Source organism: Bacillus sp. T-10(2022) (assembly GCF_056502895.1).
In genome coordinates, this window is sequence record NZ_CP113518.1 from 1,900,486 (window position 1) to 1,923,273 (window position 22,788).

20 protein-coding genes are annotated in these 22,788 nt (G+C 42.1%); all 20 read left to right on the forward strand.

From position 1 onward, the window contains the following. The first annotated feature begins 154 nt into the window (after positions 1 to 154). The 20 genes from OSJ91_RS09375 to dapA all read left to right on the forward strand — a co-directional run bounded on the left by OSJ91_RS09375 (position 155) and on the right by dapA (position 22,734). Positions 155 to 4,477, forward strand: a complete 4,323-nt coding sequence (locus OSJ91_RS09375) for a PolC-type DNA polymerase III (protein WP_485891415.1) — start codon at positions 155 to 157, stop codon at positions 4,475 to 4,477. A gap of 193 nt (positions 4,478 to 4,670) precedes the next feature. Continuing rightward, the gene (gene rimP / locus OSJ91_RS09380; protein ID WP_133348208.1) at positions 4,671 to 5,144 is read left to right on the forward strand and encodes a ribosome maturation factor RimP; all 474 of its coding nucleotides are present in this window, start codon (positions 4,671 to 4,673) and stop codon (positions 5,142 to 5,144) included. A 43-nt stretch (positions 5,145 to 5,187) separates the two neighbouring features. Beyond that, complete coding sequence (gene nusA / locus OSJ91_RS09385; protein ID WP_076366463.1) at positions 5,188 to 6,318, forward strand: transcription termination factor NusA; 1,131 nt, start codon at positions 5,188 to 5,190, stop codon at positions 6,316 to 6,318. A 16-nt stretch (positions 6,319 to 6,334) separates the two neighbouring features. Further along, positions 6,335 to 6,610 carry an RNase P modulator RnpM gene (gene rnpM / locus OSJ91_RS09390; RefSeq protein ID WP_061462443.1) on the forward strand — a complete coding sequence of 92 codons (276 nt, stop codon included), beginning with the start codon at positions 6,335 to 6,337 and terminating at the stop codon, positions 6,608 to 6,610. Positions 6,611 to 6,614: 4 nt separating this feature from the next. Then, positions 6,615 to 6,920, forward strand: coding sequence for a YlxQ family RNA-binding protein (locus OSJ91_RS09395; protein ID WP_034313614.1), 306 nt, complete (start codon positions 6,615 to 6,617; stop codon positions 6,918 to 6,920). Between the two features lie 19 nt (positions 6,921 to 6,939). Continuing rightward, positions 6,940 to 9,090 (forward strand): translation initiation factor IF-2, encoded by a 2,151-nt coding sequence (gene infB / locus OSJ91_RS09400; RefSeq protein ID WP_350302027.1) that lies wholly within the window; start codon positions 6,940 to 6,942, stop codon positions 9,088 to 9,090. After that, on the forward strand, positions 9,087 to 9,368 hold the full coding sequence (locus OSJ91_RS09405; protein WP_057913375.1) for a DUF503 domain-containing protein: 282 nt from the start codon (positions 9,087 to 9,089) through the stop codon (positions 9,366 to 9,368). Before infB ends, OSJ91_RS09405 begins: the two co-directional genes overlap by 4 nt. Positions 9,369 to 9,385: 17 nt before the next feature. Then, positions 9,386 to 9,745, forward strand: coding sequence for a 30S ribosome-binding factor RbfA (rbfA, locus tag OSJ91_RS09410; RefSeq protein ID WP_101224680.1), 360 nt, complete (start codon positions 9,386 to 9,388; stop codon positions 9,743 to 9,745). Positions 9,746 to 9,914: 169 nt separating this feature from the next. Then, on the forward strand, positions 9,915 to 10,835 hold the full coding sequence (truB, locus tag OSJ91_RS09415; protein ID WP_485891416.1) for a tRNA pseudouridine(55) synthase TruB: 921 nt from the start codon (positions 9,915 to 9,917) through the stop codon (positions 10,833 to 10,835). A 33-nt stretch (positions 10,836 to 10,868) separates the two neighbouring features. Further along, positions 10,869 to 11,819, forward strand: coding sequence for a bifunctional riboflavin kinase/FAD synthetase (gene ribF / locus OSJ91_RS09420; RefSeq protein WP_485891417.1), 951 nt, complete (start codon positions 10,869 to 10,871; stop codon positions 11,817 to 11,819). A gap of 136 nt (positions 11,820 to 11,955) precedes the next feature. Then, positions 11,956 to 12,225: a 30S ribosomal protein S15 gene (rpsO, locus tag OSJ91_RS09425; RefSeq protein WP_053345367.1), complete on the forward strand. Its 270-nt coding sequence runs from the start codon at positions 11,956 to 11,958 to the stop codon at positions 12,223 to 12,225. A gap of 319 nt (positions 12,226 to 12,544) precedes the next feature. After that, positions 12,545 to 14,662 (forward strand): polyribonucleotide nucleotidyltransferase, encoded by a 2,118-nt coding sequence (gene pnp, locus OSJ91_RS09430; protein ID WP_350302030.1) that lies wholly within the window; start codon positions 12,545 to 12,547, stop codon positions 14,660 to 14,662. Between the two features lie 157 nt (positions 14,663 to 14,819). Next, complete coding sequence (locus OSJ91_RS09435; protein ID WP_350302031.1) at positions 14,820 to 15,779, forward strand: polysaccharide deacetylase family protein; 960 nt, start codon at positions 14,820 to 14,822, stop codon at positions 15,777 to 15,779. A gap of 46 nt (positions 15,780 to 15,825) precedes the next feature. Beyond that, positions 15,826 to 17,052, forward strand: a complete 1,227-nt coding sequence (locus OSJ91_RS09440) for a M16 family metallopeptidase (protein ID WP_350302032.1) — start codon at positions 15,826 to 15,828, stop codon at positions 17,050 to 17,052. Positions 17,053 to 17,214: 162 nt separating this feature from the next. Further along, complete coding sequence (locus tag OSJ91_RS09445; RefSeq protein ID WP_350302033.1) at positions 17,215 to 17,484, forward strand: YlmC/YmxH family sporulation protein; 270 nt, start codon at positions 17,215 to 17,217, stop codon at positions 17,482 to 17,484. 229 nt (positions 17,485 to 17,713) lie between these two features. Next, positions 17,714 to 18,616 carry a dipicolinic acid synthetase subunit A gene (gene dpaA / locus OSJ91_RS09450; RefSeq protein ID WP_230177688.1) on the forward strand — a complete coding sequence of 301 codons (903 nt, stop codon included), beginning with the start codon at positions 17,714 to 17,716 and terminating at the stop codon, positions 18,614 to 18,616. Next, positions 18,613 to 19,215, forward strand: a complete 603-nt coding sequence (locus tag OSJ91_RS09455; protein WP_101224686.1) for a dipicolinate synthase subunit B — start codon at positions 18,613 to 18,615, stop codon at positions 19,213 to 19,215. The genes dpaA and OSJ91_RS09455 overlap by 4 nt, the downstream gene beginning before the upstream one ends. Positions 19,216 to 19,428: 213 nt before the next feature. After that, positions 19,429 to 20,484, forward strand: a complete 1,056-nt coding sequence (asd, locus tag OSJ91_RS09460) for an aspartate-semialdehyde dehydrogenase (RefSeq protein ID WP_350302034.1) — start codon at positions 19,429 to 19,431, stop codon at positions 20,482 to 20,484. A 106-nt stretch (positions 20,485 to 20,590) separates the two neighbouring features. Next, positions 20,591 to 21,817 carry an aspartate kinase gene (gene dapG / locus OSJ91_RS09465; RefSeq protein ID WP_137019708.1) on the forward strand — a complete coding sequence of 409 codons (1,227 nt, stop codon included), beginning with the start codon at positions 20,591 to 20,593 and terminating at the stop codon, positions 21,815 to 21,817. 50 nt (positions 21,818 to 21,867) lie between these two features. Further along, positions 21,868 to 22,734, forward strand: a complete 867-nt coding sequence (gene dapA, locus OSJ91_RS09470) for a 4-hydroxy-tetrahydrodipicolinate synthase (RefSeq protein ID WP_485891418.1) — start codon at positions 21,868 to 21,870, stop codon at positions 22,732 to 22,734. The last annotated feature ends 54 nt before the right edge of the window (positions 22,735 to 22,788 follow it).

Sequence of the window (22,788 nt, forward strand, 5' to 3'; positions counted from 1 at the left end):
CGGAATTAGGCATCATTCAATTGGATGATGCCTTTCCTTTTCATGGATTTGGATACTAGTGAAACATTCATGATATGTTATAATAGCCTCTGATATCAAAACGAAAATGATAGTGAATAATATCTAAAGAGATAGTAGATAGGGGAGAGAGGGAATGGATCAAAATCCAAATAGCGGTAGAGAGAGATTTCAACTCTTGCTCCAGCAAATGGACTTGACTGAGGATGCCTTTGTGAATTATTTCATAGGTGCCGAAATTGATAAACTCTCAATCGAGAGGGAGTCCAAAACATGGCATTTTGCCTTTAATATACCTGCATTAATTCCTTGCAGTGTTCATACAAGACTTGCTACTCATCTAGCAAGTACGTTTTCCCATATTGCAAAGGTCACATTCAACTTGAATGTGGCCAATCCGCAAGTGACGGAACAATTGGTGAAAGAGTATTGGAAAAACTGCATTGGCGAGCTTGAAGGCATGTCTCCAGCACTGTTATCACTTCTAAATGAACAAGTGCCAACGGTGAATGGATATAAGCTTATCGTAAGCGCCCGAAATGATACGGAGGCTGGTCAGTTAAAACGAAAATACTCCGGCATCATTTCGAATATCTACCAAACATTCGGTTTTCCTCCGTTGACACTTGAAGCGGAAGTGAAGGAAACGGTTTCGAATCCTGATTACCAGAAGTTTTTAGAAGAGAAACAAAAGGAAGATGCAGAAAAGGGACTTGCCGCCCTAGTGGAAATGCAGAAGAAAGAATCGGAAAAAGGCGGCGACGATGGCGTCTACGAAGGACCGGTTAAAATTGGCTATACGATTAAAGAAGATGCGGATTTCCGCAGAATCGAACAAATTATCGATGAAGAGCGCAGGATTGCTATCGAAGGCTTCGTATTTGATGCAGAAGTGCGTGAGTTGCGAAGCGGACGAAGCCTGTTGACATTTAAAGTCACCGATTATACGAGCTCGATATTGGTCAAAATGTTTTCGCGTGATAAAGAAGATGCTGCCATACTTGCCCGAGTGAAAAAAGGGATGTGGGTACGTGCCCAAGGCAGCATCCAAAATGATACATTCGTACGTGACCTTGTAATGATCGCAAATGATATAAATGAAATTTCTAAACAAGGACGGCAGGATAAGGCCCCAGAAGGAGAAAAGCGTGTAGAACTGCATATGCATACCCCAATGAGCTCGATGGATGCAGTGACACCTACTTCAGCGCTTGTTGCCCAAGCTGCAAAGTGGGGGCATAAGGCTGTTGCCATTACAGATCATGCGGGAGCACAATCATTTCCTGAAGCTTATAGTGCCGGTAAAAAGAATGGTATCAAAATCCTTTATGGCGTCGAAGTGAATCTTGTAAATGATGGTGTACCCATCGTTTATAATGAGGCGCATATCGCTTTGGCAGATGCCACCTATGTTGTGTTTGACGTAGAGACGACGGGTCTGTCAGCCGTTTATGATACGATCATTGAATTTGCTGCAGTGAAAATCCGTGACGGTGACATCATAGATCGATTCGAGTCATTTGCTAATCCGCATCACCCACTATCCAATACGACGATAGAATTGACTGGAATTACTGATGATCTTGTAGAAAATGCTCCAGAAGTCTCGGAAGTGCTGGAAAAGTTCAAGGAATGGGCGGGCGATGCGATCCTGGTTGCCCACAACGCAGCCTTCGATATGGGGTTTTTGAATATAGGTTATAAAAACTTGGGTTATCCTAAAGCTTCCAATCCTGTGCTTGATACATTGGAACTTGCCCGTTTCTTATATCCGGAGTTTAAAAATCACCGGTTAAATACACTATGTAAAAAGTTCGATATTGATTTGACCCAGCATCATAGGGCCATTTATGACGCCGAAGCTACAGGTTACCTTATGCTGAAGATGCTGAAGGATGCGATGGAAAAGGAGATTACCCATCATGATCAACTTAATGACAATATGGGTAAAGGAAATGCTTATCAGCGTTCCCGACCGTCCCATTGTACGCTGATCGCGCAAACACAGGCTGGTTTAAAAAACCTTTTCAAATTAATTTCAATATCACACATCGATTATTTCTATCGTGTGCCCCGGTTACCGCGCTCACAACTTAAAAAGTATCGTGAAGGAATCTTGGTAGGATCGGGTTGCGATAAAGGGGAAGTTTTTGAAGGGATGATGCAGAAGGGTTTTGAGGAAGTCGTCGATATCGCCGAATTCTACGATTATCTTGAAATCCATCCGAAGGAAGTGTATCAGCATTTGATTGAGCTTGAATATGTACGGGATGATAAATCATTAGAAACGATCATCTCCAATATCGTCAAGCTTGGTGAAAAATTGGATAAGCCAGTCGTAGCTACGGGAAATGTGCATTATTTGGATCCGAATGATAAAATTTACCGTAAAATTCTCGTGAATTCACAAGGCGGCGCCAATCCGCTGAATCGTCATAAGCTTCCTGACGTACATTTTCGGACAACAGATGAAATGCTGCGGGAATTCTCCTTCCTCGGTTCCGAGAAAGCTAAAGAGGTCGTGGTGACCAACACGAATAAAATCGCTGATATGATTGATGAAATTAAGCCAATCAAGGATGAGTTATATACACCTAAAATTGAAGGTGCAGATGAAGAGATGCGTGAAATGAGTTATGGCATGGCAAGGAAGATTTATGGAGAGAACCTGCCGGAAATCGTGGAAGCCCGTCTTGAGAAAGAATTGAAAAGCATCATTGGCCACGGTTTTGCCGTTATTTATTTAATTTCTCACAAACTTGTTAAAAAATCATTGAATGATGGTTATCTAGTTGGTTCAAGGGGATCGGTTGGATCATCTTTCGTTGCCACCATGACTGAAATTACTGAGGTAAATCCACTTCCGCCGCATTATGTATGCCCGGAGTGCAAAAAATCCGAATTCTTCAATGACGGTTCTGTAGGTTCCGGATTTGACCTGCCCGATAAAGACTGTCCCGATTGCGGTATTGCTTATACAAAAGACGGGCATGATATCCCGTTTGAAACTTTCCTTGGGTTTAAAGGGGATAAGGTTCCCGATATCGACTTGAACTTCTCCGGTGAATATCAGCCGAAGGCCCATAACTATACGAAGGTCTTATTCGGAGAAGAATATGTATATCGTGCAGGGACGATTGGTACGGTCGCCGAAAAAACGGCTTATGGATATGTAAAGGGGTATTCCTCTGATAATAACATCCATATGCGTGGAGCCGAGACTGATCGCCTTGTTGCCGGATGTACTGGTGTGAAAAGGACGACAGGACAGCATCCGGGCGGAATCATCGTTGTTCCGGATTATATGGATATCTATGATTTCACACCTATTCAGTTCCCGGCGGATGACAGGAATTCCGAGTGGAAAACTACTCACTTTGATTTCCATTCCATTCATGATAATATTTTGAAACTTGATATACTTGGACACGATGATCCGACTGTAATCCGGATGCTTCAAGATTTAAGCGGCATCGATCCAAAGACCGTTCCTACCGATGATCCAGAAGTAATGAAAATATTCAGCAGCACTGAATCTTTAGGAGTTACCGAAGAACAGATCATGTGTAAAACGGGTACGCTTGGCATCCCGGAATTTGGTACGCGTTTTGTCCGGCAAATGCTTGAAGATACGAAACCTACGACATTTTCGGAGCTTGTTCAGATTTCGGGGCTTTCCCACGGTACGGATGTATGGCTGAGCAATGCACAGGAACTGATTCATAACCGGATATGTACACTAAGTGAGGTTATAGGCTGCCGGGATGATATTATGGTCTATCTGATTTATCAAGGTCTTGATCCTTCCCTAGCGTTTAAAATCATGGAATCTGTACGTAAAGGGAAAGGGCTCTCTGAGGAATTCGAAGAGGAAATGAGGAAAAATGAGGTACCGGAATGGTATATCGATTCATGTAAGAAGATTAAATACATGTTCCCGAAAGCCCATGCTGCAGCTTACGTCTTAATGGCTGTCCGGATTGCCTATTTTAAAGTCCATTTGCCTTTATTGTATTATGCAGCCTATTTCACAGTGCGTGCCGATGATTTTGAAATCGACGCCATGACACGGGGATCGCAGGCCATCAAATCAAAAATGGAAGAAATCATGGTAAAGGGATTGGATGCATCCACCAAGGAAAAGAATACATTGACGGTTCTCGAACTTGCTTTGGAAATGTGTGAACGCGGATATTCCTTCGCTAAAGTTGACTTGTACAAATCCAGTGCAGATCAATTCTTAATTGAAGGAAATACTTTGATACCGCCTTTCAATTCGATACCGGGTCTTGGGACGAATGCGGCGATCAATATTGTCAATGCGCGGAAAAATGGTGAATTCCTCTCCAAAGAAGACCTTCAACAACGGGGTAAGGTTTCGAAGACCATCCTTGAATACCTTGATAAACAAGGCTGTCTGGAGTCATTGCCTGAACAAAATCAGTTATCTTTATTTTAAATAGGGATCTGATTTCAAAAAGGAAGAAACAGACATGACATTTGCATAAATATCTTGATTATGGTATATTTTTATTGGAAATACTAAGAGGAACCAATGGCAAGAGTGGGGAAACCCACTCTTTCGTGTTGTATTGACCATTTAATTTTGAATCCGAAACCAAGCGCATACAACGCACGTATGGAGGAAACAAATGAGTAAAAAGGTAACGGAAGTCGTAGAGGAATTAGCATTACCAATTCTAGAAGAATTGCAGCTTGAATTAGTCGAAGTGGAGTATGTGAAGGAAGGTAAAAGCTGGTTCCTTCGAGTGTACATTGATAAAGAAACAGGCGTAGATATTGATGATTGCGGAAATGTGAGTGAAAAACTCAGTGAAAAGCTTGATGAGGTTGATCCGATTCCACAAAATTATTTTCTCGAAGTTTCATCACCCGGAGCAGAAAGGCCTCTGAAAAAAGAGAAGGATTTCCTTAATGCTATCGGTAAAAATGTTTACATAAAAACATACGAGCCCATTTTAGATGAAAAAGAATTCGAAGGAATCTTAACCAGTTTCGATGGTGAAGAAGTGACACTCGAAGTCACAATCAAGACAAGAAAGAAAACGATTGTCATACCATTCGAAAAGGTAGCCAAAGCAAGATTGGCGATTACCTTCTCTTAAGTCAGGCAAATCATTAATTTAAATATCCGTAAGGGGGATCACCATGGGCAATGAGTTATTGGATGCTCTCTATATTTTAGAAAACGAAAAAGGGATTTCCAGGGAGGTTTTGATCGACGCGATTGAATCTGCCCTTATATCGGCATACCGCCGTAACTTTAACCAAGCACAAAACGTACGTATCGACTTGAATCTTGGTAAAGGAACAATGCGTGTATTTGCCAGAAAAGACGTTGTTGACGAAGTGTTCGATTCACGTCTGGAAATTTCTGTTGAAGAAGCAAGAGCAATTGATCCCAACTATCAGTTAGAGGATATTGTCGAAATGGAAGTAACACCTAAGGATTTCGGCCGTATTGCTGCACAAACAGCAAAACAAGTCGTCACTCAAAGGGTGCGTGAAGCGGAACGGGGCATCATTTATGCCGAATTCATCGATCGTGAAGAGGATATCATGACTGGCATCGTTCAACGCCAGGATTCCCGTTTCATTTATGTGAGCCTAGGTAAAATCGAAGCTTTGCTCCCGGTGAATGAGCAAATGCCGAATGAACAGTATAAGCCACATGACCGCATTAAAGTTTTCATCACTAAAGTTGAAAAGACTTCCAAGGGCCCGCAAATTTTTGTATCCCGTTCACATCCTGGCCTTTTAAAACGTTTATTCGAAATCGAAGTGCCTGAAATTTTTGATGGAACAGTAGAAATTAAGTCAGTTGCCCGCGAAGCAGGCGACCGTTCAAAAATCTCCGTGCACTCCGATAACGAAGAAGTAGATCCGGTCGGTTCTTGTGTAGGCCAAAAAGGACAGCGTGTCCAGGCCATCGTCAATGAATTGAAAGGTGAAAAAATCGATATCGTTAAATGGTCGGAGAATCCGGTCATTTTCGTTGCGAATGCTTTAAGCCCTTCAAAAGTACTTGAAGTTATTGTTAAAGAAGAGGAAAAGGCTACGACTGTAATCGTTCCGGATTATCAACTTTCCCTGGCAATTGGTAAGCGTGGACAAAATGCCCGTTTAGCTGCCAAGCTTACAGGCTGGAAAATTGATATCAAGAGTGAAACGGAAGCCCGCGAAGCTGGTATTTATCCTGTGGAAGAACAGGAATTCCTTTTGAGCAGAGATAGTTATGTTACTGAAGAGGAAACAGATTTCGAAGAGGATAACGAGTAATTCGAGGTGAAAAAAGATGAATAGCCGAAAAAAAATCCCGATGCGTAAATGTGTGGCTACAGGCGAAATGAAGCCGAAGAAAGAACTCATTCGCATCGTTCGATCTAAAGAAGGGGAAGTCAGCCTGGATCCTACCGGAAAGAAATCTGGAAGGGGAGCTTATTTGACTCTTGATCGGGATGTTATCGAGCTGGCCAAAAAGAAAAATGTGCTGGCTAATCACCTTAGTACCCAAATCGATTCTTCCCTTTATGAACAATTGCTTGAATTAGTGAATAAGGAGAAAAACTAACACCATGACCCAACAACAACAATGGATGTCTCTATTAGGTTTGGCCAATCGAGCACGCAAGCTAATTTCGGGTGAAGAATTAGTGGTTAAAGAGATTAGAAGCGGTAATGCCAAAGTTGTTATTTTATCCGCGGACGCTTCAAAAAACACTGAAAAAAAAATATCTGATAAGTGCGCATTTTATCAGGTTCCTTTAAAAAGAGTCGAAAGCAGGTCATTGCTCGGCCATGCGATAGGCAAGGATGCTAGAGTTGCCGTCGCAGTTCTGGATGAAGGTTTTGCACAAAAACTCCGAACGCTGCTCGATTAAATTTTACGGGGGTGAACGTATGACAAAATTGCGTGTATATGAATATGCAAAACAAAAGAACGTTTCAAGCAAGGATGTAATAAATAAACTTAAAGAAATGAATATAGAGGTAACAAACCATATGACAGCATTAGACGATTCAACTGTAAATAAATTAAACGATTCAATCAAACCTAAAAACGAAGATAAAAGCCAAGAACCAAAAGCTAACGCTACGGTTGCGAAGTACGAAGCTGAAGCGGATGAAAAGAGCACAGTCAATAAAGAAAAACTGAAGAAGAAACCACCAGTTAAACCTGTAGGGACGAAAAAACCAACAGGTCAGTTCAACAAAGGTCGCAATAACAAGAATAAAAATAATAAACAAAGACAACAAGCGCCTCAGGCACCTGTAACAAAACGTAAAGAAAGGGAACTTCCAGAGAAAATTACGTTTTATGAGTCTTTGACGGTTATGGAGCTTGGAAAGAAACTTCACCGTGAACCTTCTGAAATCATTAAAAAGCTCTTTATGCTTGGAGTTATGGCAACAATCAACCAAACTTTGGAAAAAGATGCAATTGAATTGATTTGTGCGGAATACGGTGTAGTGGCCGAAGAAGAGATTCGTGTCGACCTAACAGACCTTGAATCACTTGTCACTGAGGATGCTTCTGAAGATTTGATCGAACGTCCGGCTGTCGTGACGATCATGGGTCACGTTGACCATGGTAAAACGACATTGCTTGATTCTATACGCCATACAAAAGTAACTGAAGGCGAAGCGGGCGGAATCACTCAGCATATCGGTGCTTATCAAGTTAAAGTTAATGATAAGAAAATAACATTCCTGGATACACCAGGCCATGCTGCGTTTACAACAATGCGTGCCCGCGGTGCACAAGTTACCGATATCACCATCCTTGTCGTCGCTGCGGATGATGGCGTTATGCCTCAAACGATTGAAGCGATCAACCATGCTAAAGCGGCTGAAGTTCCAATTATCGTCGCTGTCAATAAGATGGATAAAGAAGCTGCCAATCCGGACCGTGTCATGCAAGAATTGACAGAACACGGTTTAGTTTCTGAAGCATGGGGCGGAGACACGATCTTCGTACCAATTTCAGCTAAAAACGGTGAAGGAATCGACAGCTTGCTTGAAATGATTCTTCTTGTCAGTGAAGTGGAAGAGTATAAAGCTAATCCATCTCGTAAAGCAAATGGAACGGTCATCGAAGCACGTTTGGATAAAGGGCGCGGATCGGTTGCCACTTTGCTAGTTCAAAACGGAACGTTGAAAATCGGCGATCCGATTGTTATCGGTAATACATTCGGACGTGTTCGTGCTATGGTTAACGATCTTGGACGCCGTGTTAAGGATGCAGGTCCTTCAACACCGGTTGAAATCACTGGATTGAACGAAGTGCCACAGGCCGGCGATCGTTTCATCGTCTTTGAAGATGAGAAAACGGCCCGTCAAGTTGGGGAAGTGCGTGCACAAAGGCAACTTGCTTCACAACGTAATGAAAAATCCCGTGTAACCCTTGATACATTGTTCGAGCAAATGAAAGAAGGGGAAATTAAAGAATTGAACATCATTTTAAAGGCTGATGTTCAAGGTTCTGCGGAAGCAGTAGCCGCTTCCCTGAATAAAATAGAAGTGGAAGGCGCTAAAGTGAAAATCATACACACTGGCGTCGGTGCTATCACAGAGTCTGACATCATCCTTGCTACAGCTTCGAATGCAATCGTCATCGGTTTCAACGTCCGTCCTGACGTGAATGCGAAGCGTGCAGCTGAATCAGAAAATGTTGATGTCCGTCTTCACCGCATCATCTACAAAGCGATCGAAGAGATCGAGTCGGCTATGAAAGGGATGCTTGACCCTGAATTCGAAGAAAAAATTATCGGTCAGGCTGAAGTCCGTACGACTTTCAAAGTATCCAAGGTGGGTACGATTGCCGGTTCTTACGTTACAGAAGGAAAAATTACTCGTGACAGCGGAATTCGCTTGATTCGTCAAGGTGTCGTCATTTTCGAAGGTGAAATTGATGCATTGAAACGCTTTAAAGATGATGTAAAAGAAGTGGCAACGAACTATGAGTGCGGTATTACGATTAAAAATTACAACGACCTTAAAGAAGGCGATGTAATTGAAGCGTATGTTATGGAAGAGATTGAACGTAAATGATCGTTGGCTCTGTCCAATGTGAATGCATCATCCATGACACCCATTCTTTGAAAGAAAAACGGGCCGTGCTTCAGCGTGTCATGACACGGCTTAAGCAGAAGTTCAACATTTCTGTAGCAGAAACCGATTTTCAGGATTTATGGCAGCGGACTAAGATTACTATCGTTACCGTAACATCCTCGAGGAAGGCTACTGAACGGGAACTTCAAAATGCCCTTAAATTTCTAGATTCTTTTCCGGAACTAGAGCGAACAATAACAGATATAGACTGGCTTTAGGCTATTGAGGTGATATTATGAGCCTTCGTTCAAATCGTGTTGGCGAACAAATGAAAAAAGAGCTGAGTGAAATTATCGGCCGAAAAATTAAAGATCCAAGAATCGGATTTGTTACTGTGACGGATGTCGCGGTTACAGGCGATTTACAACAGGCAACAGTTTATATTTCCGTTTTGGGTGACCAGGAACAAAGGGAGAAAACCCTGCAAGGTCTAGCTAAGGCGAAAGGATTCATGCGTTCAGAAATTGGGCAGCGGATCCGCCTCCGCAAAACCCCTGAGCTGTTTTTTGAATTTGATGAATCGGTCGATTATGGTAATCGTATCGAGTCGTTGATTTCCCAAATCAATAAACCGGCTGAAAAAGACGAGGAATAAGCAAGCAGTAAAAGGAGGCCGACTCAATAAGTGCTTTGCACTTCTTGAAGTCGGTCTCTTTTTTTTGAAAAATGGATATGTAAAAAAACGATAAACACCTATCGGAATTGGAATTCATTTTGCTTTATGATAGTAATTTAGGGTGTTTTATAAATGATGAGGTGAAAGCGTGAACGGTATTCTTCCATTATGGAAACCCAAGGGATTGACATCCCATGATTGTGTTTTTAAATTAAGAAAGATCCTGAAGACAAAAAAGGTAGGGCACACAGGTACTCTAGATCCTGATGTAACAGGGGTTTTACCTATTTGTATTGGCAGGGCAACCAAGATAGCCGAATATTTGACAGAAGCCGGTAAAGCGTATGAAGGGGAAGTGACCCTTGGTTTTTCCACGACAACTGAAGACGCAAGCGGTGAAAAAGTGGAAGAGAAAAAGGTTGATCAAGTGATTCAGCGTAAACGGATTCTGGAAGTGCTGGAATCACTGACTGGAAAGATTGAACAGACGCCGCCAATGTATTCAGCAGTAAAGGTAAACGGGAAGAAGTTATATGAATATGCCCGTGCAGGGGTGGAAGTGGAGAGGCCGACAAGGGAGGTCACCATTTATGGTATTACCCTTCTCGATGATCGTTCTGAATTTAAAGGGGAAACCATTTCTTTTCGGTTTCGCGTCAAATGCAGCAAAGGAACGTATATTCGGACGCTTGCAGTCATGATGGGGGAAGAATTGGGTTTTCCTGCCCATATGTCAGACTTGACACGTATTGAATCAGCAGGTTTTAAGCAGGAGGATTGTTTCACATTTTCTGAAGTGGAAGACTTCATGGAAAGTGGACAAACGGATAAATTTTTGCTGCCTTTGGAACGGGGATTATTTCATTTGCCCAAATTTCAGATTAGTGATAAAGTAGCAAAGAAAGTACTTAACGGTGCGGTATTGGAACAAACAAAGGATGTTGTTGTTGATAAAGGGATGCCTTTTGTTATGGTCGACCCAGCAGATAAGGCCATTGCCATTTATCAAATACATCCGACAAAAGAGGGATTAATTAAACCTGTAAAAGTATTGGCACAAGAATTATAGACCGTTTTACCGCCGGAAAGAGGAGATTGAAAGGTGAAAGTGATCGCAATAGAGCATCCTCATCAATTTAATTCGGATGATTTTCCCGAGCTTGTAATGGCGCTTGGATTTTTTGATGGTATACATAAAGGTCATCAGATTGTTATTCAGACCGCCAAGCAAAAAGCCGATGAAATGAATCTTAAGTCAGCAGTAATGACATTTGACCCGCATCCTTCTGCAGTACTGGGTAGGAAAACGGAAAATATCCGCTATATCACTCCACTTGAAGATAAAGTGGATATCATAGAGTCGATGGAGATAGATTATTTATTCATTGTCCATTTCAGCAAGGAATTTGCTTCGGTACTGCCGGAACGGTTCGTTGACGAATACATTGCCGGGCTGAATGTCCGTCACGTAGTTGCAGGCTTTGATTATTCCTACGGTCGCTATGGTCAAGGATCGATGGATGATTTGCCTGTTTATGCACAGGGCAGATTTTCACAGACAGTCGTCGCAAAACAGACAATTGAAGATGAAAAGGTTAGCTCGACGAGAATCAGGGAAACTCTCGGTGATGGCAGCTTTACCGACTTCTATCATTTGGCTGGCCGCCGCTATTTAACGAAAGGTCATGTCGTTCACGGTGAAAAGCGGGGCAGTAAATTGGGTTTCCCCACCGCTAATATTGAAGTGGGTGATGATTATATTTTTCCTGCTGCCGGCGTATATGCCGTCAGGATCAAAATAAGCGGTAAATGGTATAAAGGGGTTTGCAATGTCGGCTACAAACCTACATTCCACGAAGAAAAACCTAAATATCCGACTGTAGAGGTTCATGCCTTGGAGTTCTCGGGTGATATTTATGGCAACCAGGTCTCGGTTGAATGGCATACAAGACTTCGGAGTGAGCAGAAATTTTCCGGACTTGAAGCATTGGTCGCTCAGATCGAAACGGATAAGCAAAATGCCATAGCCTATTTTGCAAAGCTTGAAGGATAAAAAGACAAGACTTGCAATTTTAATGAAAAACATGTATTCTATTGTATGTATGAAAATAACCATTGCTTGGCTAGTCGAGACTCCGACGCTGGCTCGGTAATAGGTGATTTTACAGAATTTTAGGAGGAATAATAACATGGCAATTACACAAGTACGCAAAAACGAACTTATCGCTGAGTTCAGAACTCACGATACTGACACTGGTTCTCCAGAAGTTCAAATCGCAGTATTAACAGAAGAAATCAACAACTTGAACGGTCACTTACGCACACACAAAAAAGACCACCATTCACGTCGCGGTCTTCTAAAAATGGTAGGTAAACGTCGTAATCTTTTAACTTACCTACGTAACAAAGACGTTACTCGTTACCGTACACTAATTAACAAATTAGGTCTACGTAGATAATTTTTTCAGGAAGGCGGGAAATTTCCCGCTTTTTTGATGTTAATCAAATGATTTGGACGTATTCTACTTAAGGCTGGGCCTTCGTCCTTGGGACTCGGCAGGAGCCGGGTCCTTTTCCATTTATAAATGATCGGGATATACATAATCAAATGAATGAAATTTTTATTCATTTTACTGTTAATGCTTGTTTTTTTCGTGCATAATAGGAATAGTTTGGTTTTAACTCGAGTTCAGTTACTTTTCACATATAAATGATTTATCCAATACAGGTTTAGGTAAACTAAGCCTCTAAGTGAAGATTCAGAGAGGGGTTTAATAAATGGGACAGGAAAAACATACGTATTCATTTGACTGGGCCGGCCGTAATGTAACGGTAGAGATAGGGCAATTGGCCAAACAAGCGAACGGGGCAGTATTAGTCCGTTATGGAGAAACTGCTGTATTAAGTACAGCAACGGCTTCGAAGGAACCTAGAAATGTCGACTTTTTCCCTTTGACAGTCAACTACGAAGAAAGACTTTATGCAGTCGGTAAAATTCCGGGAGGCTTCATTAAACGTGAAGGACGACCGAGTGAAAGGGCAATTCTTGCAAGCCGCTTGATTGACCGTCCAATCCGTCCGCTTTTCGCCGACGGCTTCAGGAATGATGTTCAGATCATCAGCATGGTCATGAGTGTCGATCAAGATTGTTCTACGGAAATGGCAGCTATGCTAGGTTCTTCACTTGCACTTTCAGTTTCCGATATTCCGTTCGAAGGTCCAATTGCCGGAGTTGTAGTGGGGAGGATCAATAATGAATTCATTATTAACCCTACTGTCGACCAACTAGCTGAAAGTGACATCAATCTGACGGTTGCCGGCACAAAAGATGCTATCAACATGGTTGAAGCCGGAGCAAATGAAGTACCAGAGGAAACGATGCTTGAAGCAATCATGTTTGGACATGATGAAATCAAGAAGATCATTGCATTCCAAGAGAAAATCGTTGCTGAAATCGGCAAGGAAAAAATGCAGGTCACTTTATATCAAGTGGATGCAGAACTGGAAGCAGAAGTGAAAGGCCTATGTGAAGCAGACTTGAACAAAGCTGTACAAGTTCAGGAAAAACATGCTCGTGAAGACGCGATCAAAGAAGTAAAAGATCGTGTATTGGGTCATTATGAGGAAGAAACTGATGAAGAGAAATTAAAGCAGATCAAAGAAATCCTGAATAAATTGGTCAAATCCGAAGTCCGCCGTTTAATCACGGAAGAAAAAGTGCGTCCGGATGGCCGTAATCCTGACGAAATCAGACCATTATCATCAGAAGTTACCATTCTGCCACGTACACATGGTTCCGGATTGTTCACACGCGGACAAACCCAAGCTCTATCCATCTGTACATTAGGTGCACTTGGTGATGTGCAGATTCTGGACGGACTTGGAACCGAAGAGTCAAAACGTTTTATGCACCACTATAACTTCCCGCATTTCAGTGTCGGTGAAACTGGCCCTATCCGTGGGGCAGGACGCCGTGAAATCGGTCATGGTGCACTTGGTGAAAGGGCATTGGAGCCTGTTATTCCAAACGATAAAGACTTCCCTTATACAATCAGGCTTGTTTCTGAAGTGCTTGAATCAAACGGTTCAACATCACAAGCAAGTATCTGTGCAAGCACTTTGGCAATGATGGATGCAGGTGTTCCATTGAAAGCTCCAGTTGCCGGTATTGCCATGGGTCTTGTCAAGTCAGGTGAGCACTATACAATCTTAACGGATATTCAAGGTATGGAAGACCATCTGGGAGACATGGACTTTAAAGTCGCAGGTACTTCAAAAGGTGTTACTGCCCTACAAATGGATATTAAGATTGAGGGTCTTTCAAGAGAGATTCTTGAAGAAGCTTTACTTCAAGCCAAACATGGCCGGATGCATATTTTGGAATCAATGATATCAACAATCAATCAACCGCGTGAGCAGCTATCCAAATATGCTCCAAAAATCGTTACAATGTCCATAAATCCGGATAAGATCCGTGATGTGATTGGACCGAGCGGAAAACATATCAACAAAATCATTGAAGAAACTGGCGTGAAAATCGACATCGAACAAGATGGAACGGTATTCATATCTTCTACTGATGAACCAATGATTCAAAAAGCGAAGAAAATCATTGAGGATATCGTACGTGAAGTCGTAGTGGGCGAACTATACTTAGGTAAAGTTAAACGTATCGAAAAGTTCGGTGCCTTCGTTGAAATCTTCAACGGTAAAGACGGTTTGGTACATATTTCTGAACTGGCTGAAGAAAGAGTCGGAAAAGTGGAAGATGTCGTTTCACTTGGCGATGAATTATTGGTCAAAGTTACTGAGATCGATAAGCAAGGAAGGGTAAACCTTTCCCGTAAAGCGGTCTTGAAAGAGCAAAAAGAGGCAGCCAACCCTACTCAATCGTAATGAATAATGTAAATCCGGCATGCAGTTCCTTGTGAATCTGCATGCTTTTTTTGTTTAAAAGTATGGGAATATCCATAGTGTGAATGGCGTTAAAAGGATGTCATGTTCTACCTTGTCCGTTTTCTTCATACATTTTGGTATGAAGGGGGCGTAAAAAATGAATAATAAATGGAAGCAGATAGTTGCGATAAGTGCCATTGCAGGTATATCATGGTTATTAGTGCAAAATCCATATACACAAATTTATTTGACCCAATTAACCGATGATTCAGTTGCATCAATGAAGCAAGAAGACGAGCTTCTTTTACAAATAAAAGAATCAACAAAAAAATATGAGATTGCACCACAGGATGCACGAATAGATTCTGTCTGGAAAACCGTTCCTGCATATAACGGCCTGAAGGTAAATATTGATGATTCGTATAAAGCCATGAAGAAGGAGGGCGTGTTCGATAAGGATAAGCTGGTGTTTCAGCAGGTTCCTGCAAAGATACATATGGAGGATCTGGATCCGGCTCCCATATACCGGGCCCATCCCGAAAAGCCAGTGGTATCATTTTTAATCAATGTGGCCTGGGGGAATGAATTCTTACAAGATATGTTGGCCGTGTTAAAAAAGAATAATGTCAAGGCCACATTTTTCCTTGAAGGTAATTGGACCAAGAAAAACCCAGATTTGGCCAAGATGATTAAGGGTGGCGGGCACGAAATTGGAAATCATTCTTATTCACATCCCGATATGAAAAACATATCCGCACAAGCTACACGTGAGGAAATTCGAAAAACGAACGAAGTCATTGAAGCTGTGACAGGTTTGAAAATGAAATGGTTCGCACCACCAAGTGGAAGCTATCGGGACGAAACGGTGAAAATAGCGGATTCTTTCGGTATGGAGACCGTCATGTGGAGTGTGGATACAATCGACTGGCAAAAGCCAAGCCCTGAAGTCCTTCAACAAAGAGTGCTTTCTAAGGTACACCCCGGAGCATTTATATTGATGCATCCGACGGAATCTACTGCAAAATCATTGGAAACGTTAATAATTGAAATAAAAAAGAAAGACTTAGATGTTGTTACCGTTTCGGAAGCAGTAGATGAAGAGCGATCGAATCCATAATGTATTGGTTACGATAGCAGCATAGAATGATTGGGAGGAATGTTAGTTGATTAAGAAATACACGTGTCAAAATGGAGTTCGAATTGTATTGGAAAATATTCCAACTGTACGCTCTGCAGCAATTGGAGTTTGGATCAAAACAGGTTCAAGAAATGAAACACCGGAATTGAATGGGGTTTCACATTTCTTGGAGCATATGTTCTTCAAAGGGACAACTACGAGAAATGCGCGTGAAATTGCCGAGTCATTCGATAGTATTGGCGGACAGGTGAATGCATTCACTTCAAAAGAGTATACATGCTATTATGCTAAAGTAATGGATAACCATGCAAGCTATGCGCTTGAAATCCTTGCTGATATGTTCTTCAACTCAACATTTGATGGGGAAGAATTGAAAAAAGAAAAAAATGTCGTCTACGAAGAAATCAAAATGTACGAAGACACACCAGATGACATTGTCCATGACCTCTTAAGCAAGGCGGTATATGAAAATCATCCCCTTGGCTATCCGATACTTGGCACGGAAAATACGCTTGAAACGTTCAATAGTGATACATTAAAAAAATACGTCCATGACATGTATACACCCGATAAAGTAGTTGTATCCATTGCTGGGAATGTAGATGAAAAAATGATTAAGGAAGTCGAAAGCTACTTTGGCTCGTATCAAGGAGGGGAAGATCGTCTTGAATTGGTCAAGCCTTCCTTCCATGAAAATAGGATCACCCGTAAAAAAGATACGGAACAAGCCCACTTATGCCTTGGTTACAAAGGGTTGGAAATTGGCAATGATAAAACATACAGCCTGATTACCTTGAATAATATTCTTGGAGGAAGCATGAGCAGCCGCCTATTCCAGGACGTCAGGGAGCAACGAGGCCTTGCCTATTCCGTTTATTCCTATCATTCCAGCTATCAAGATAGCGGTATGGTGACAGTATATGGGGGGACAGGCACAAATCAGCTTGACAGCCTGTATGAAACCATTCAGGAAACACTGGATACTTTAAAGAGGGATGGCATTACGGAAAAGGAATTACGGAATAGTAAAGAGCAACTTAAAGGCAGCTTGATGCTTAGCCTTGAAAGCACGAATAGCCGCATGAGCCGGAACGGAAAAAATGAGCTGATGTTGGGTGAGCACCGTTCCCTTGATGATATCATCATCAAGATTGACGCGGTGACGGAGGATACCGTCAATGAATTGGCAAACCAGATCTTTACGGAACATTCCTTGTCATTAGTGAGCCCGCTGGAAAACTGGGATAAATAATGACGAACAAGTCTGCACCTTCCTTTAATTAATGGGAGGTCAGGCTTTTTTTCTTTGAATGCAGGAGGGTCCAATGTTATGGACAATATTTGGACAAATGCCTTCTAAGTTTACCTTTTTCGGATATAGATTGAATAGAAGGCGAAAAAGGGGGAACCAAATTTGAGGTTGAGCGAATTGAGCGGTAAGGAAATAGTCGATGTGAATAGGGCGGAGAGATTAGGGATCCTTGGTCAGACCGATTTGGAAATAGATGAAACTGGACAAATTACCTCATTGATCATCCCATCTGTCAAATGGTTCGGTCTTTTAAGGAATGGCAGTGAAATAAGAGTTCCTTGGGAACATATAAAAAAAATCGGTGCGGATATGGTCATCATTGATTTCCAGGAAGGACTTTCACATAAAGACGGAGAGCATATGGACGGATGATCGCGCTCGTGTCAGGCTCCTTGAACTTCTCGGAATGCAAGCTCGAAAACGCCTTAGCTGGCAATAGCTATGGCGTTTTTTCTTTTCTTATCACCGTTTTTTAAGTGAAAACATAAGATGGCAGGGTAACTAGAGAATGTAGCAAAAACCGAATTGCTTCCTGAAGGAATTGTATATCATGAGGCAAGGAATGTTTAGGATCTTTTATATAAAGAAGGTGACGGTTTTAATGCTCACAGGCATGCAAATCGCTGTAATTGGTGGAGATGCGCGTCAGCTTGAAGTTGTCCGTAAACTGACGGAGCTTGATGCAAAGCTATTATTGGTAGGTTTTGAACAGCTCGACCATGCTTTTACCGGAGCGGTTAAGGAAAAAATGGAAGATATAAACTTCAAGGAATTAGATTCAGTTATTTTACCTGTCCGGGGCACGGATTCAGATGGGAAAGTAGAAACGATCTTTTCCAGTGAAGAGGTTGTTTTGACTGAAGAAATGATAAAAAATACCCCGGCACATTGCATTTTTTATGCAGGAATCAGTAACGACTACCTTAATGAGATATTCAAGAAAGTGGATCGCAAACTCGTTCTATTGTTCGAACGTGATGATGTGGCTATTTATAATTCGATTCCCACTGTTGAGGGTGCAATCATGATGGCCATTCAACATACGGATTTTACTATCCATGGATCGAATGTAGCCGTTCTCGGACTGGGAAGGGTCGGAATGAGTGTAGCCCGGTCATTCCATGCACTTGGAGCAAAAGTGAAGGTGGGGGCAAGAAAAAGCGAAGATATTGCGAGAATCAGTGAAATGGCATTAGCCCCTTTTCATTTAAATGAACTCGCTGCAGAAATGAAGGATGTTGATATATGTATCAATACGATTCCTTTTCCGATAATTACCGCAAAAGTTATAGCCAATATGCCCGTTCATACATTAATCATCGACCTTGCTTCAAAACCGGGGGGAACGGATTTTCGTTACGCTGAAAAAAGGGGAATTAAGGCGCTGTTGGCACCGAGCCTACCGGGTATAGTTGCCCCGAAAACAGCTGGTCAGATATTAGCGAATGCACTGGGACTATTGATTCAAGGCGAGTTCTTGAAAAGGAAGGGGAAAATGATATGAGTCTCAAAGGGAAACGTATTGGTTTCGGATTAACAGGATCACATTGCACATATGATGAAGTGTTTCCGGAAATAGAAAAACTTGTAAATGAAGGTGCGGAAGTCATTCCAATCGTAACATCGACTGTCCAAAACACGGAAACCCGTTTTGGAAAGGGAGAGGATTGGGTCGAAAGAATAGAAAAATTGACGGGGAACCATGTCGTTGATACAATCGTCAAAGCAGAGCCTTTAGGACCTAAGTTGCCACTTGATTGCATGGTGATCGCTCCTTTAACGGGTAACTCAATGAGTAAAATGGCAAATGCACTTACCGATTCGCCAGTACTTATGGCTGCAAAAGCGACGATGAGAAATCACCGTCCAGTCGTGGTCGCAATATCAACTAATGATGCACTTGGGTTAAATGGTGTCAATCTAATGAGGCTGATGGCAGCTAAAGATATTTATTTCGTTCCATATGGCCAGGATAATCCCAAAGGCAAACCAAGTTCCATGGTTGCAAGGATGAGCATGATAAGGGATACGATCATAGCGGCACTGGAAAGGGAACAGATTCAACCTGTCATCGTCGAAAGGTTCAAGGATGATTTAGTCTGAACAAGTATTTCTGCCTCAAACCAGCTTTCTAACGACTGACATATATGCATAAATTTGTAGGTTGAAGTTATAAAAAACCACTCCACTACCAGAATATTTTGTTAAAGTGCGACCCTTTGGAATGTTAATGTGTTAAAATAAATGATATTCTGAAAAAGAAGTAGTAAATCCAATAAATAACTAATTTAAGAGATAGAAAAGGAGTATGTATAAATGACTGAGACACAGGGATTGCGTATTGCAGTTGTGGGAGCAACTGGAGCAGTAGGACAACAAATGATTTCAACACTCGAACAGAGGGACTTACCGATTAAGAAAATCATCTTTTTATCATCGGCTCGTTCCGCAGGAATCAAACTTACGTTTAAGGGCGAAGAAATCGAAGTGCAGGAAGCAAAACCTGAAAGCTTTGAAGGCATCGATATAGCTTTATTCAGTGCTGGAGGAAGCGTGTCTAAGGAATTGGCTCCAGAAGCAGTGAAACGCGGTGCGATAGTAGTCGATAATACAAGCGCATTCCGCATGGATGAAAATGTGCCGCTAGTCGTTCCTGAAGTAAATGAGGAAGACTTGAAACAGCATAATGGGATCATTGCAAATCCGAATTGTTCAACTATCCAAATGGTTGTGGCATTGGAACCTATTCGCAAGACATACGGCTTATCAAAAATTGTTGTTTCTACCTATCAGGCTGTTTCGGGTGCAGGTGCAGCTGCGATAAATGAATTAAAGGAACAAGCTCGCGACTTGCTTGATGAAAAAGAAATAGATCCGAAAATTTTACCGGTAAAAGGGGACGAAAAGCATTATCAAATCGCATTTAACGTCATTCCCCAAATCGATAAATTCCAAGATAACGGGTACACGTTCGAAGAGATGAAAATGATTAATGAAACAAAGAAAATCATGCATATGCAAAACCTTCCAGTGGCTGCAACTTGCGTGAGGCTTCCTGTTGTAACAGGTCATTCGGAATCTGTATACATTGAAGTTGAAAAAGAAGGCATAGCGGCTTCTCAAATCAAAGATTTAATGAAAACGGCACCTGGAATAGTGTTAGAAGATGAACCGGAACAACAAGTTTACCCTACGCCTGCTTCATCCGTCGGCAAGAATGATGTATTCGTCGGTCGGATACGCAAAGATTTGGATGAAGATAAAGGCTTCCATTTATGGGTGGTTTCCGATAATCTATTAAAAGGAGCAGCTTGGAATTCCGTTCAAATTGCTGAGAGCCTTTTGAAATTAGGTTTGGTTACCGTTAAGTAAAAATTTTATTCTTAATGAACTCGACAGAAAATTAAATTCCAATAGGATAGAGAGTTTTTGTCAGCTTCCCGGATTGGGAAGCTGGCTTATATTTGGGGTGCATATTATGAAAATTATCGTCCAGAAATACGGTGGGACATCCGTTCGTGATGAGGAAAGCCGTTCATTCGCCAAGGGGCATATTGAAAATGCGATTAAAGAAGGCTATAAAGTGGTGGTTGTGGTTTCAGCAATGGGAAGAAAAGGCGATCCTTATGCAACGGATACCTTACTTTCCCTGGTAAATGGAGCGAAAGCCTGCCTTTCAAAACGAGAACAGGATTTACTTATGTCAGTAGGGGAAACGATATCATCAGTCGTATTTACGAACATGCTCTTGGAACATGGTATTGATGCGGTCGCATATACTGGAGCCCAAGCGGGATTCTTGACGAATACCGACTATTCAAGTGCGAAAATTATTGAAATGAAATGCGACCGTCTCATGAAAGAACTTGAGGTGAAGGATGTTGTCGTTGTAGCAGGTTTCCAGGGAGCGGCTAAAAACGGGGACATCACGACCATCGGCCGTGGTGGAAGTGATACATCAGCCGCAGCATTAGGTGCGGCTTTGCAAGCTGAACGGGTCGATATTTTTACGGATGTGGAAGGAATCATGACGGCAGATCCACGTATTGCCGACCAAGCTCGTCCATTGTCAATCGTTTCATATACGGAAGTTTGCAATATGGCATATCAAGGGGCGAAGGTCATTCATCCGAGAGCTGTTGAAATTGCGATGCAGGCGAAAGTCCCGATTCGGATAAGGTCAACTTACAGCGAAGGCTTGGGAACACTTGTTACAAGCATGAACAAGGGAAGCCAGGGCAGCGACATACGTGAAAGGCTCGTGACCGGGATTGCCCATGTACCAAAGATCACTCAAATCAAGGTCCGTGCGAAAAAAGATCAATATAATCTACAGGCAGAAGTTTTCAAAGCAATGGCCAATGCCTCCATTTCAGTGGACTTTATAAATATATATCCAAGTGGCGTAGTTTATACCGTTTCCGAGGAGATGACAGAACTTGCCCTCTCGATTTTGGCCGAGCTTGGTCATGAACCGGTCATTGAACGCAATTGTGCCAAGGTTTCAGTAGTCGGTGCAGGCATCAATGGAGTGCCAGGCGTTGCAGCGAAGATTGTCACAGCGCTTTCCGAAAAGGAAATTGCCATTCTCCAGTCAGCGGACAGCCATACGACAATTTGGGTACTCGTAAAAGAGGAAGATTTAATAGAAGCTGTTAATTCCCTGCACTATGCGTTTCAATTGCATGAAAGGGAAGTCCAATAATCAGGTTTTTTAATAAATAAAGGTTTTAAAAATTAAAGAGGTGTTAGATAATGATATTTGGTAGAGTATCAACCGCAATGGTCACCCCTTTCGATAGCAAGGGAAATGTTGATTTTCAAAAGACGACTTCATTGGTTAATTACTTAATAGCTAATGGAACAGATTCGCTTGTGCTTTCGGGAACGACAGGGGAGTCTCCAACTTTATCTTCGGAGGAGAAAATTGCATTATTGCGTCATGTTTCTAAGGTTGTTGAAAAACGTGTGCCCATCATCATGGGTACAGGAAGCAACAATACGTATGCGTCCATCGAGTTGACAAAAAAAGCGGAACAAAATGGCGCCGATGCGATAATGCTGGTTGCCCCGTATTATAGTAAAACCAATCAAGAAGGTCTGTACCAGCATTTTAAGGCTATTGCAGCTAGTACGATTCTCCCTGTTATGGTTTACAATATCCCTGGGCGCGCTTCGGTTAACATTGAACCGGAAACGATCATCCGCCTTTCAAAAATTCCTAATATCGTAGCCGTTAAGGAAGCGAGCGGGGATTTAAACGCTATGACCCAAATCATAGCAGGCACGGATGAAGATTTTGCATTATATAGTGGGGACGACGCTTTAACACTCCCAGTATTGGCGATTGGTGGTGTGGGTGTAGTCTCGGTTGCTTCACATATTGCAGGTAATGAGTTGCAGAAAATAGTGGAGGCCTTCATCAGCGGGAACTTGAAAGAGGCAGCCAGGCTGCATCAGGAACTGATACCGCTTATAAAAGGTTTGTTTGCAGCGCCAAGCCCTGCACCTGTCAAAACAGCGCTTCAGTTATATGGAATTGACGTTGGATCGGTGAGACTTCCAATCGTGCCGTTGACTGAGCAGGAGCGACTTGCATTAACCAAGGTATTAAAAAAATAAAAAGACAAAGAACAAGCTGATCGTTGAAGATTGGCTTGTTTTTACATAATGATG

What these genes read in the sequence shown, in the direction of transcription:
- OSJ91_RS09375 (WP_485891415.1), top strand. Translation starts at nt 155, where the DNA reads ATGGATCAAAATCCAAATAGCGGTAGAGAGAGATTTCAACTCTTGCTC.
- rimP (WP_133348208.1), top strand. Translation starts at nt 4,671, where the DNA reads ATGAGTAAAAAGGTAACGGAAGTCGTAGAGGAATTAGCATTACCAATT.
- nusA (WP_076366463.1), top strand. Translation starts at nt 5,188, where the DNA reads ATGGGCAATGAGTTATTGGATGCTCTCTATATTTTAGAAAACGAAAAA.
- rnpM (WP_061462443.1), top strand. Translation starts at nt 6,335, where the DNA reads ATGAATAGCCGAAAAAAAATCCCGATGCGTAAATGTGTGGCTACAGGC.
- OSJ91_RS09395 (WP_034313614.1), top strand. Translation starts at nt 6,615, where the DNA reads ATGACCCAACAACAACAATGGATGTCTCTATTAGGTTTGGCCAATCGA.
- infB (WP_350302027.1), top strand. Translation starts at nt 6,940, where the DNA reads ATGACAAAATTGCGTGTATATGAATATGCAAAACAAAAGAACGTTTCA.
- OSJ91_RS09405 (WP_057913375.1), top strand. Translation starts at nt 9,087, where the DNA reads ATGATCGTTGGCTCTGTCCAATGTGAATGCATCATCCATGACACCCAT.
- rbfA (WP_101224680.1), top strand. Translation starts at nt 9,386, where the DNA reads ATGAGCCTTCGTTCAAATCGTGTTGGCGAACAAATGAAAAAAGAGCTG.
- rpsO (WP_053345367.1), top strand. Translation starts at nt 11,956, where the DNA reads ATGGCAATTACACAAGTACGCAAAAACGAACTTATCGCTGAGTTCAGA.
- pnp (WP_350302030.1), top strand. Translation starts at nt 12,545, where the DNA reads ATGGGACAGGAAAAACATACGTATTCATTTGACTGGGCCGGCCGTAAT.
- OSJ91_RS09435 (WP_350302031.1), top strand. Translation starts at nt 14,820, where the DNA reads ATGAATAATAAATGGAAGCAGATAGTTGCGATAAGTGCCATTGCAGGT.
- dpaA (WP_230177688.1), top strand. Translation starts at nt 17,714, where the DNA reads ATGCTCACAGGCATGCAAATCGCTGTAATTGGTGGAGATGCGCGTCAG.
- OSJ91_RS09455 (WP_101224686.1), top strand. Translation starts at nt 18,613, where the DNA reads ATGAGTCTCAAAGGGAAACGTATTGGTTTCGGATTAACAGGATCACAT.
- asd (WP_350302034.1), top strand. Translation starts at nt 19,429, where the DNA reads ATGACTGAGACACAGGGATTGCGTATTGCAGTTGTGGGAGCAACTGGA.
- dapG (WP_137019708.1), top strand. Translation starts at nt 20,591, where the DNA reads ATGAAAATTATCGTCCAGAAATACGGTGGGACATCCGTTCGTGATGAG.
- dapA (WP_485891418.1), top strand. Translation starts at nt 21,868, where the DNA reads ATGATATTTGGTAGAGTATCAACCGCAATGGTCACCCCTTTCGATAGC.